16 protein-coding genes are annotated in these 9449 nt (G+C 64.5%); 14 read left to right on the top strand and 2 right to left on the bottom strand.

Translation table 11 applies throughout. The annotated features are described in order from the left end of the window. The first annotated feature begins 63 nt into the window (after positions 1–63). The 4 genes from BLW48_RS09440 (at position 64) to BLW48_RS09425 (ending at position 3066) form a co-directional block, all read left to right on the top strand. Positions 64–1029, top strand: a complete 966-nt coding sequence (locus tag BLW48_RS09440) for a LysR substrate-binding domain-containing protein (RefSeq protein ID WP_093059408.1) — start codon at positions 64–66, stop codon at positions 1027–1029. Between the two features lie 93 nt (positions 1030–1122). Next, positions 1123–1698: a Dps family protein gene (locus tag BLW48_RS09435; protein ID WP_093059406.1), complete on the top strand. Its 576-nt coding sequence runs from the start codon at positions 1123–1125 to the stop codon at positions 1696–1698. Next, a complete protein-coding gene (ubiA, locus tag BLW48_RS09430; protein WP_093174243.1) occupies positions 1688–2587 on the top strand; it encodes a 4-hydroxybenzoate octaprenyltransferase in 900 nt (299 codons plus the stop codon). The genes BLW48_RS09435 and ubiA overlap by 11 nt, the downstream gene beginning before the upstream one ends. Positions 2588–2595: 8 nt before the next feature. Further along, the gene (locus tag BLW48_RS09425) at positions 2596–3066 is read left to right on the top strand and encodes a MaoC/PaaZ C-terminal domain-containing protein (protein WP_093076154.1); all 471 of its coding nucleotides are present in this window, start codon (positions 2596–2598) and stop codon (positions 3064–3066) included. Positions 3067–3068: 2 nt separating this feature from the next. Here BLW48_RS09425 and proC read toward each other — a convergent pair whose 3' ends face one another. Then, a complete protein-coding gene (gene proC, locus BLW48_RS09420; protein ID WP_093174242.1) occupies positions 3069–3926 on the bottom strand; it encodes a pyrroline-5-carboxylate reductase in 858 nt (285 codons plus the stop codon). Beyond that, positions 3923–5059 carry an esterase-like activity of phytase family protein gene (locus BLW48_RS09415; RefSeq protein WP_093174240.1) on the bottom strand — a complete coding sequence of 379 codons (1137 nt, stop codon included), beginning with the start codon at positions 5057–5059 and terminating at the stop codon, positions 3923–3925. The genes proC and BLW48_RS09415 overlap by 4 nt, the downstream gene beginning before the upstream one ends. Before the next feature lie 251 nt (positions 5060–5310). Between BLW48_RS09415 and rplN the strand changes: the two genes are divergently transcribed. From rplN to rplO, 10 genes are read left to right on the top strand one after another with little or no spacing between them, the layout of a single operon-like run. Beyond that, on the top strand, positions 5311–5679 hold the full coding sequence (rplN, locus tag BLW48_RS09410) for a 50S ribosomal protein L14 (protein ID WP_009124801.1): 369 nt from the start codon (positions 5311–5313) through the stop codon (positions 5677–5679). Between the two features lie 13 nt (positions 5680–5692). Further along, on the top strand, positions 5693–6025 hold the full coding sequence (gene rplX / locus BLW48_RS09405; RefSeq protein WP_093059397.1) for a 50S ribosomal protein L24: 333 nt from the start codon (positions 5693–5695) through the stop codon (positions 6023–6025). Between the two features lie 11 nt (positions 6026–6036). After that, a complete protein-coding gene (rplE, locus tag BLW48_RS09400) occupies positions 6037–6576 on the top strand; it encodes a 50S ribosomal protein L5 (protein ID WP_013544114.1) in 540 nt (179 codons plus the stop codon). Positions 6577–6584: 8 nt separating this feature from the next. Beyond that, positions 6585–6890 carry a 30S ribosomal protein S14 gene (gene rpsN, locus BLW48_RS09395; RefSeq protein WP_042577476.1) on the top strand — a complete coding sequence of 102 codons (306 nt, stop codon included), beginning with the start codon at positions 6585–6587 and terminating at the stop codon, positions 6888–6890. A 20-nt stretch (positions 6891–6910) separates the two neighbouring features. Further along, the gene (gene rpsH / locus BLW48_RS09390; protein ID WP_093059395.1) at positions 6911–7306 is read left to right on the top strand and encodes a 30S ribosomal protein S8; all 396 of its coding nucleotides are present in this window, start codon (positions 6911–6913) and stop codon (positions 7304–7306) included. Between the two features lie 24 nt (positions 7307–7330). Beyond that, positions 7331–7864 carry a 50S ribosomal protein L6 gene (gene rplF / locus BLW48_RS09385; RefSeq protein ID WP_093059393.1) on the top strand — a complete coding sequence of 178 codons (534 nt, stop codon included), beginning with the start codon at positions 7331–7333 and terminating at the stop codon, positions 7862–7864. Between the two features lie 14 nt (positions 7865–7878). Further along, positions 7879–8244 (top strand): 50S ribosomal protein L18, encoded by a 366-nt coding sequence (gene rplR / locus BLW48_RS09380; protein ID WP_042672913.1) that lies wholly within the window; start codon positions 7879–7881, stop codon positions 8242–8244. An 18-nt stretch (positions 8245–8262) separates the two neighbouring features. Then, a complete protein-coding gene (rpsE, locus tag BLW48_RS09375) occupies positions 8263–8781 on the top strand; it encodes a 30S ribosomal protein S5 (protein ID WP_093059391.1) in 519 nt (172 codons plus the stop codon). 24 nt (positions 8782–8805) lie between these two features. Then, positions 8806–8991: a 50S ribosomal protein L30 gene (rpmD, locus tag BLW48_RS09370; protein ID WP_009124818.1), complete on the top strand. Its 186-nt coding sequence runs from the start codon at positions 8806–8808 to the stop codon at positions 8989–8991. 11 nt (positions 8992–9002) lie between these two features. After that, a complete protein-coding gene (rplO, locus tag BLW48_RS09365) occupies positions 9003–9434 on the top strand; it encodes a 50S ribosomal protein L15 (protein ID WP_093059389.1) in 432 nt (143 codons plus the stop codon). The last annotated feature ends 15 nt before the right edge of the window (positions 9435–9449 follow it).

Raw genomic sequence — 9449 nt, 5'->3', positions numbered from 1 at the left:
CTGCGCTCTCCAAGACCCCAGGCCTGCCCGGTCACGCACCCTTGCGCATAATTGACGCAAGCTATGACTCTCACCGAACTCAAATACATCGTCGCAGTAGCCCGCGAACGGCACTTCGGCAAGGCGGCCGAGGCCTGCTACGTTTCACAGCCGACCCTCTCGGTCGCGATCAAGAAGCTCGAGGACGAGCTCGAAGTCAAGCTCTTCGAGCGCAGCGCCGGCGAAGTGACCGTTACGCCGCTGGGCGAGCAGATCGTGCAGCAGGCGCAGAGCGTGCTCGACCAGGCGGCCAGCATCAAGGAAATCGCCAAGCGCGGCAAGGACCCGCTGGCAGGTCCGCTGAACCTGGGCGTGATCTACACCATCGGGCCGTACCTGCTGCCCGACCTCGTGCGCCAGGTGATCGCGCGCACGCCGCAGATGCCGCTGGTGCTGCAGGAGAACTTCACTGCCAAGCTGCTCGAGATGCTGCGCGCTGGCGAGATCGACTGCGCCATCATGGCCGAGCCCTTTCCCGACACCGGCCTCGCGATGGCGCCGCTGTACGACGAGCCCTTCATGGCGGCGCTGCCCAACAAGCACAAGTTTGCCGACCGCGAATCGATCACCTCCGAAGAGCTGCAGAGCGAAACCATGCTGCTGCTGGGCACCGGTCACTGCTTCCGCGACCACGTGCTGGAGGTGTGCCCGGAGTTCGCGCGCTTCTCCAGCAATGCCGAAGGCATCCGCAAGAGCTTCGAAGGCTCTTCGCTCGAAACCATCAAGCACATGGTGGCCTCGGGCATGGGCGTGACGCTCGTGCCGCGCCTGTCGGTGCCGGCCGAGGCGATCAAGCCCAAGGTCAAGGGCCGCAAGGAGCCCGAGCAGATGGTGCGCTATCTGCCGGTGCGCGATGCGCACGACCGCGACCCGCCCACGCGCCGCGTGGTGCTCGCATGGCGGCGCACCTTCACGCGCTACGAGGCGATTGCGGCGCTGCGCAACGCGATCTATGCGTGCGAGCTGCCGGGCGTCAAGCGCCTGTCGTAGATCGCTGGGATAGAGTCACGCTGTTGCGAAGCCGCGTGCCGGCTTTCAGAATTCAGGTGTTCTCCCCTCCAAATTGAAGAAAGACCTCCCGCCATGGCCAAAGACTCGAAAAAATCATCGTCCGCCTCCTCCGCCGGCAAGGTGCCCAAGAAGGGCGGTGCGGTGGTTGCGCAGGAGTCGGGCAGCCGCAATGCGCCGATCATCAACATCGGCATCGAGCGCCAGGACCGCGCCGCCATCGCCGAAGGCCTGAGCCGCGTGCTGGCCGACACCTACACGCTCTACCTCACCACGCACAACTTCCACTGGAACGTGACGGGCCCGCACTTCAATTCGCTGCATGCGATGTTCATGGGCCAGTACACCGAGCTTTGGGGCGCAACCGACGTGCTGGCCGAGCGCATTCGCGCCCTGGGCCACTATGCGCCGGGCTCGTATGCCGAGTTCAGCAAGATCGCCACCGTGCCCGACGTGCCGCAGACCCCGCCCAAGGCGATGGAGATGGTGCGCATCCTGGTGAAGGGCCACGAAACCGTGTCGCGCATTGCGCGCGAATTCATTCCTGTCGCCGAAGAAGCCGGCGACGACCCGACGGCCGACATGCTGACCGCGCGCTGCACGGTGCACGATCAAACGGCCTGGATGCTGCGTTCGCTCCTTGAAGACTGAGTCCGCTCCCCCCGTCACTGCGCCCGCGCCTCCCCGCGGGCGTTTTGCGTTGTACCTCGACCTGATCCGCTGGAACCGTCCCGCGGGCTGGCTGCTGCTGCTGTGGCCCACTCTCGGCGCGCTTTGGTTCGCGGCGGGCGGCTGGCCCGGCTGGCACCTGCTGGTCGTGTTCACGCTCGGCACCTTCCTCATGCGCAGCGCGGGCTGCTGCGTCAACGACGTGGCCGACCGCGACTTCGACCGCCATGTGAAGCGCACGGCGCAGCGGCCCGTTACCAGCGGAGCGATGTCGGTCAAGGAAGCGCTTGGGCTGGGCGTGGTGCTGGCGCTGGCGGCCTTCGGCCTGGTGCTCACGACCAACCGCACGACGGTGCTGTGGTCGTTCGCGGCGCTGGCCATCACGCTGATCTACCCGTTCGCCAAGCGCTTTGTCTCGGTGCCGCAGGCGGTGCTGGGCATCGCCTTCAGCTTCGGCATTCCGATGGCCTTTGCCGCGGTGCAGTCCACGGTGCCGGTCTTTGTCGCATGGCTGCTCGCGGGCAACCTGTTCTGGGTGCTGGCCTACGACACCGAGTACGCGATGGTCGACCGCGACGACGATCTCAAGATCGGCATGAAGACCTCGGCCATCACCTTCGGCCGCTGCGACGTGGCGGCAGTGATGGCGAGCTACGCGATCTTCCTTGCGGTCTGGACCTGGGCCGGCGCGAGCCGTTCGCTGGGCGTGCTGTTCTACGTGGGCATTGCCGTGGCCGTGGCGCAGGCGCTGTGGCACTGGCGGCTGATTCGCGACCGCACGCGCGAAGGCTGCTTCAAGGCCTTTCGCCTGAACCACTGGCTGGGCTTCACGGTGTTCGCCGGCGTCGTGGTTGGCTACGCCGTTCGCTGAGAGCGCGCATGCTGGAGCGACTGAAGCAGAAGATCGGCCAGGAGGGCTTCTCCGAATGGCACCGCATCACGCAGGAGATGGTCGATCGCTATTCGGAACTGTCGGGCGACGGCGAAGGCGAGTGGATTCACCTCGACCCCGAGCGTGCGGCGCGTGAGGCGGACTACGGCGGCACCATCGTGCAGGGCTTCTTCCAGGTCTCGCACCTCATCCGGCTGACCGGCGAAGCCATGCGCACGCTGCTGCCCTTCGATTCGAACCATGCGCTCAACTACGGCTTCGACCGCCTGCGCTTCGTGCGGCCGATGCCGGTGGGCGCGCGCTTCAGGGCACGGGTGCGCATCGCGGAAGTGACGCCCAAGCCCGGCGACAGCTTTCTGCTGAAGGAAGAAGTCTGGCTCGAGCTGGAGGACGGCACCGTCACGCTGGCCGCCGAATGGCTGTTCTTCCTCGGGCCGCGCGCGCTGCCCGAGGCCTGAAATCAGTCGCGGCCGAATTCCTCGCCCAGCTCGGCGGCGCGCTTCTGTGCTGCACGGATCGCGGTCTTGAATTGCGCTTTCACGTCGGCCTGCTGAAGCGAGGTGATGGCCGCGTAGGTCGTGCCGCCCTTGGAGGTCACGCGCTCGCGCAGCACCGAGGGAGGCTCGGTCGCGCTGTGCGCCAGCGCTGAGGCGCCGGTGAAGGTGCCGATAGCCAGCCGCTGGGCTTGGTCGGGCGTGAGGCCCATCTCGACGCCGGCTTCGGTCATCGCCTCGATGAAATAGAACACGTACGCCGGGCCCGAGCCGGACATGGCGGTCACGGCGTCGAGTGCCGGTTCGGCGTCGACCCAGATCAGCTCGCCGGTGGGCGCCAGCAACTTCGCGACCGTCGAGCGGTCGGTGCTCTCGACGCCTGGCCGGGCGAACAGGCCGGTCATGCCCTTGCCCACCAGCGCGGGCGTGTTGGGCATGGCGCGCACCACGCGTTCCGTGCCCAGCCAGCGGGCGATGCTGCCGGACGGAATGCCCGCGGCCACGCTCAAGTGCAGGGCGTCTTCGGCAAAGTCGCGCACCGCGCGGGCGGCTTCGGCAAAGGTCTGGGGTTTGACCGCCCACACCACCACGCCGCAGCGCGACAGGGCCTCGCCCGCCTCGGCCTTCGCGACGATGCCGAAGGACTGGGCCAGCTTCGTGCGGGCCTCCTCGAAGGGCTCGACCACCTCGAACGCATCCGCCGGGGTGCCTTGCTGGATCAGCCCGCCGATGATGGCGCTGGCCATGTTGCCGCCTCCGATGAAGGCGACGGGGGGCAGCGGCGCGGGGCCGGTGCGGGGCAGGAAGGTCACGGCGATGGTCATGGTCGGTCGGCGTATTCGAAGGCTGCGAACTGGGTGATTTGAAGCGGATTGAAATTGTCGTCGCTCACGACCACCAGCATGCGCCTGCCGTTCGGCAGGGGCGGCCCCCAGCACATGCCTTCGGTGTTGTCGAGGCGGGACAGGCCGAGCGCGGCGAAGTCGGCCACCAGCGTCCTGGCGGCTGGCCGGTGGTTACCCGGCGCCAGCGTGTCGACCGCGAGCACGTCGCTGGCAGCGCGGGTGTCGATTTCGTAGAGGCGCAGCGAATTGCCGGCGCCGGTGGCGTAGGCGCGCTCCAGCACCAGCATGCGGTCGGTGTCGAGCATCAGGATCTCGCTCACGCCGTTGTCGGCGTAGCTGCCGGGAATCAGCGGGCGCAGCGGGATGGCGTCGGGAATGTAGGCGATCTGGCGGTCGGCCTGGCCGGTTTGCAGGTCGATCCGGGTGAAGCGGCAGGGGCCGCCGGGCGCGCTGGTGGTGGGCTTGGGGCCGTCCTGGATCAGTGCGTTTTCCATCGCCAGCCAGGCGAAACGGCCGTCGGGCGTGAGGGTGACGCCTTCGAAGGTCAGGTTGTCGCGCGGGCCGCGGCGCAGGGCCGGATCGGGCTGGAACATCGCCGGCATCGGGAATTCGCGCAGAAAGCGGCCGTCGCGGGTCGATTCGTACAGCGCGGGGCCGAAACCACGGGCGATGTCGCCCTCGCTGGTCCAGAGCAGGGTGTTGGTCGCCGGGCGCAGCCGCAGGGCTTCGGGGTCGGGCACGGGAAGTCCGTCGACCGCGTGGCGACGATCCGGCCAGGGTCCGCCGCCGGGGCGTTGCAGCTGCACAACGCCCGTCGGTTCGGGTTGTTGCGCGGCCTGTGGGTGGGGCCAGCGGGCGATGTAGTAGCGCACGGGTGCATGGTCTGACCGGTCATCGCTGATGAGCAGGTACTCACCTCGGATCGGGTCGTAGTCGATGCCGGAGAGGCCGCCGGCCACGGTGCCTTCTATATGAAGGCGGTGCGGCCAGCGCGCCTCGCCAATGCGGCGCAGCCGGCCAGGGTCCGGATTCGGAGTCGCGCTCTTGCAGCCGGCCAGGCCCAGCGCTACCAGGCTAGCCCCGCTCGCCAGCAGGTGACGACGCTGGAGCAATGGGGGCGAAAAGGGTGGTTTCAGGGGCTGGCGCACGCCCCGGAGTCTAGTGGCAGCGCGAGATGGTGTAATGGGGTTGTTGACATCGGCATTAGTGCGTGCAACAATCGCGGGCTTCGCTTCTAAAAGGCGAAGCTTTCAGCCCAAAGCGGAAGTGCCTCGAGTGGTTCGAGGCATGGACGACGGGCCCAAGACTGACCGCGGTGCCTCCCTCCTGGATGCACATCGGTACAAGTTGGGAATATCAAGAAATGATCCAAACTGAATCCCGGCTCGAAGTGGCCGACAACACAGGCGCGAAATCCGTCCTGTGTATCAAGGTGCTCGGTGGCTCCAAGCGGCGTTATGCCAGCGTGGGCGACGTCATCAAGGTCAGCATCAAGGAAGCCGCTCCGCGTGGTCGCGTCAAGAAGGGCGAGATCTACAGCGCAGTGGTGGTCCGCACCGCCAAGGGCATCCGTCGCGCAGACGGCTCGCTCGTCAAGTTCGACGGCAACGCAGCAGTGTTGCTCAACGCCAAGCTGGAGCCTATCGGCACCCGCATCTTCGGACCGGTCACGCGCGAACTGCGCACCGAGAAGTTCATGAAGATCGTGTCGCTGGCACCTGAAGTTCTGTAAGGACAACAACGCCATGAACAAGATTCGCAAAGGCGACCAGGTCATCGTGTTGGCCGGTCGTGACAAGGGCAAGCGCGGCACCGTGTCGCTCCGCAAGGACGATTCGCACGTGCTCGTCGAAGGCATCAACGTCGTCAAAAAGCACACCAAGCCGAACCCGCTCAAGGGTACGACCGGTGGCATCGTCGAAAAGTCCATGCCCATTCACCAATCCAACGTGGCGATCTTCAATGCCGCGACCGGCAAGGCCGATCGCGTGGGCATCAAGATCACCCAGGGTGCTGACGGCAAGCGCGTGGCTGTTCGCGTCTTCAAGTCCAGCGGCGACGAAATCAAGATCGCCTAAGAGGTACTCACATGGCACGTCTCCAACAACACTATCGCGAAAAGATCGCGAAAGACCTGACGGAAAAGTTCGGCTACAAGTCGCCGATGCAGGTTCCGCGCCTCACCAAGATCACCCTGAACATGGGTGTGGGTGAAGCAGTCGCCGACAAGAAGGTTCTCGACAACGCTGTCGCCGACCTGACCAAGATCGCTGGCCAGAAGCCCGTGGTTACCAAGTCGAAGAAGGCTATCGCCGGTTTCAAGATCCGCGAAAACCAGCCGATCGGCTGCATGGTCACGCTGCGTGGCGTGCAGATGTATGAGTTCCTGGACCGTTTCGTGACCATCGCGCTGCCGCGTGTTCGCGACTTCCGCGGCATCTCCGGCCGTGCGTTCGACGGCCGTGGCAACTACAACATCGGCGTCAAGGAACAGATCATTTTCCCTGAGATCGAGTACGACAAGGTCGATGCCCTGCGCGGTCTCAATATCAGCATCACGACGACGGCCAAGACCGACGAAGAAGCCAAGGCGCTTCTCGCTGGTTTCCGTTTCCCGTTCAAGAACTGAGGTGATCTGTGGCTAAAGCATCTTTGATCCAGCGCGAACTCAAGCGCGACAAGCTGGTTGCCAAGTTCGCTGCGAAGCACGCGGAACTGAAGGCAATTTCCAACGACGTGAAGAAGAGCGACGAAGAGCGCGCTGCAGCCCGCCTGGGCCTGCAAAAGCTCCCGCGCAACGCGAACCCCACGCGTCAGCGCAACCGTTGCGAAATCACCGGTCGCCCGCGTGGCACCTTCCGTCAATTCGGTCTGGCCCGCGCCAAGATCCGCGAACTGGCTTTCAATGGCGACATCCCCGGTGTCACCAAGGCCAGCTGGTAAGCCAGGCAGGAGCAAACAACATGAGCATGAGTGATCCCATTGCCGACCTGCTGACGCGTATCCGTAACGCGCAGATGGTGGCGAAGCCCACCGTGTCGGTCCCGTCTTCCAAGGTGAAGATCGCGATCGCACAAGTCCTGAAGGACGAGGGCTACATCGACGGCTTCCAGGTCAAGACCGAAGCCGGCAAGAGCGAGCTTGAAATTTCGCTGAAGTACTACGCTGGCCGTCCGGTCATCGAGCGCATCGAGCGCGTGAGCCGCCCTGGCCTGCGCGTCTACAAGGCCAGTGCTTCCATTCCGCAGGTTCAGAACGGCCTCGGCGTTGCGATCGTCACGACCCCCAAGGGCGTGATGACCGACCGCAAGGCTCGCGCCACCGGTGTCGGCGGCGAAGTTCTGTGCTACGTCGCCTAACCGAGACATCGAGGAGTTACTGAAATGTCCCGAGTAGGAAAAATGCCGATCACCATCCCCGCAGGCGTGGATGTGTCGATCAAGGAAGACCAGATCAGCGTCAAGGGCACGGGCGGCACGCTCAGCCTGTCGCGCAATGCACTGGTGAAAATCGTCAGCAATGACGGCAAGCTGAGCTTCGAGCCCGCAAACGAGTCGCGTGAAGCGAACGCGATGAGCGGCACGATTCGCCAGCTGGTGAACAACATGGTCGTCGGCGTCACGAAGGGCTTCGAGAAGAAGCTCAGCCTGATCGGCGTCGGCTACAAGGCTGCAGCGTCCAACAACAAGCTGAACCTGCAAGTCGGTTACTCGCACCCGGTCAACATCGACATGCCGCAAGGCATCACGGTGGCCACCGCGACCCCGACCGAAATCGTGATCAAGGGTGCTGACCGTCAGCGCGTTGGTCAAATCGCCGCTGAGATCCGCGCTGTTCGTCCGCCAGAGCCCTACAAGGGCAAGGGCATCCGCTATGCGGACGAGAAGATCGTGATCAAAGAGACCAAGAAGAAGTAAGGGGCAGCAAAATGATGTTGACCAAAAAAGCACAGCGTCTTCGCCGCTCGCGCCAGACCCGCATTCGCATCGCGACGCAGGGCGTGGCCCGTCTGACGGTGAACCGCACCAACCTGCACATCTACGCGACCGTCATCTCCGACGACGGCACCAAGGTGATTGCAACCGCATCGACGGCAGAAGCCGAAGTGCGTACCTCGCTCGGCGGTTCGGGCAAGGGCGGCAACGCCGCTGCAGCCACCGCCGTCGGCAAGCGCATCGCTGAAAAGGCGAAGGCTGCCGGCGTCGAGAAGGTCGCCTTCGATCGCGCAGGTTTCGCATACCACGGCCGCGTCAAGGCGCTGGCCGAGGCCGCCCGCGAAGCCGGCCTGCAGTTCTAACCGGACACGAGATTCAAAATGGCAAAGATTCAGGCAAGAACGCAGAACGAAGGCCCCGAGGACGGTTTGCGCGAGAAGATGATCGCGATCAACCGTGTCACCAAGGTGGTGAAGGGTGGTCGTATCCTCGGTTTCGCAGCACTCACCGTGGTCGGTGATGGCGATGGTCGCGTCGGCATGGGCAAGGGCAAGTCGAAGGAAGTGCCCGCTGCAGTGCAGAAGGCCATGGAAGAAGCGCGTCGCAACCTGCTGAAGGTTTCGATCAAGAACGGCACGCTGCACCACCAGGTGCAAGGCCACCATGGCGCTGCAACGGTCGTGATGTATCCGGCTCCCAAGGGTACCGGCATCATCGCCGGCGGCCCGATGCGCGCCGTGTTCGAAGTGATGGGCATCACCGACATCGTGGCCAAGAGCCATGGTTCGTCGAACCCCTACAACATGGTTCGCGCCACGCTCGACGGGTTGAAGAACTCGACGACGGCGGGCCAGGTGGCTGCCAAGCGCGGCCTCACCGTCGAAGAAATCTTCGCTTAAGCGCAAGCCGAAAGAAGCATTCAAATGACGACGCAACAACAAACCCTCAAGGTCCAATTGGTCAAGAGCCCGATCGGTACCAAGGAATCGCATCGCGCGACCGTGCGTGGCCTCGGCCTGCGCAAGCTCAACAGCGTGAGCGAGCTGCAAGACACCCCTGCGGTGCGCGGCATGATCAACAAGATCAGTTATCTGGTCAAAGTTCTGTAAGAGAGACTGATATGGAACTCAATGGCATCAAGCCGGCGGATGGCGCCAAGCACGCCAAGCGCCGCGTCGGCCGCGGTATCGGCTCCGGCATCGGCAAGACCGCAGGTCGCGGTCACAAGGGCCAGAAGTCGCGCGCAGGCGGTTTCCACAAGGTCGGCTTCGAAGGCGGTCAAATGCCGCTGCAGCGTCGCCTGCCGAAGCGTGGCTTCAAGTCGCATCTGCTGAAGTTCAACGCCGAAGTCACGCTGACTGCCCTCGAGCAGCTCGGCCTGGCCGAAGTGGACGTCCTGGCGCTGAAGCAAGCCGGCCTCGTTGGCCAGCTCGCCAAGGTCGTCAAGATCGTCAAGACCGGTGAGCTCACCAAGGCCGTCAAGCTGACGGGCGTGGGCGCAACGGCTGGCGCCAAGGCTGCGATCGAAGCGGCCGGCGGCAGCATCGCCTGATCACCATCGGACTGA

This window comes from Variovorax sp. YR266 (genome assembly GCF_900107295.1).
Taxonomy (GTDB): Bacteria; Pseudomonadota; Gammaproteobacteria; order Burkholderiales; family Burkholderiaceae_C; genus Variovorax.
This window is presented reverse-complemented; position numbering and strand designations above follow the sequence as displayed.

What these genes read in the sequence shown, in the direction of transcription:
- rplX (WP_093059397.1), top strand. Translation starts at nt 5,693, where the DNA reads ATGAACAAGATTCGCAAAGGCGACCAGGTCATCGTGTTGGCCGGTCGT.
- rplN (WP_009124801.1), top strand. Translation starts at nt 5,311, where the DNA reads ATGATCCAAACTGAATCCCGGCTCGAAGTGGCCGACAACACAGGCGCG.
- rplR (WP_042672913.1), top strand. Translation starts at nt 7,879, where the DNA reads ATGTTGACCAAAAAAGCACAGCGTCTTCGCCGCTCGCGCCAGACCCGC.
- rpsH (WP_093059395.1), top strand. Translation starts at nt 6,911, where the DNA reads ATGAGCATGAGTGATCCCATTGCCGACCTGCTGACGCGTATCCGTAAC.
- BLW48_RS09425 (WP_093076154.1), top strand. Translation starts at nt 2,596, where the DNA reads ATGCTGGAGCGACTGAAGCAGAAGATCGGCCAGGAGGGCTTCTCCGAA.
- rplO (WP_093059389.1), top strand. Translation starts at nt 9,003, where the DNA reads ATGGAACTCAATGGCATCAAGCCGGCGGATGGCGCCAAGCACGCCAAG.
- rplF (WP_093059393.1), top strand. Translation starts at nt 7,331, where the DNA reads ATGTCCCGAGTAGGAAAAATGCCGATCACCATCCCCGCAGGCGTGGAT.
- rplE (WP_013544114.1), top strand. Translation starts at nt 6,037, where the DNA reads ATGGCACGTCTCCAACAACACTATCGCGAAAAGATCGCGAAAGACCTG.
- rpmD (WP_009124818.1), top strand. Translation starts at nt 8,806, where the DNA reads ATGACGACGCAACAACAAACCCTCAAGGTCCAATTGGTCAAGAGCCCG.
- BLW48_RS09435 (WP_093059406.1), top strand. Translation starts at nt 1,123, where the DNA reads ATGGCCAAAGACTCGAAAAAATCATCGTCCGCCTCCTCCGCCGGCAAG.
- proC (WP_093174242.1), bottom strand. Translation starts at nt 3,926, where the DNA reads ATGACCATCGCCGTGACCTTCCTGCCCCGCACCGGCCCCGCGCCGCTG.
- BLW48_RS09440 (WP_093059408.1), top strand. Translation starts at nt 64, where the DNA reads ATGACTCTCACCGAACTCAAATACATCGTCGCAGTAGCCCGCGAACGG.
- rpsE (WP_093059391.1), top strand. Translation starts at nt 8,263, where the DNA reads ATGGCAAAGATTCAGGCAAGAACGCAGAACGAAGGCCCCGAGGACGGT.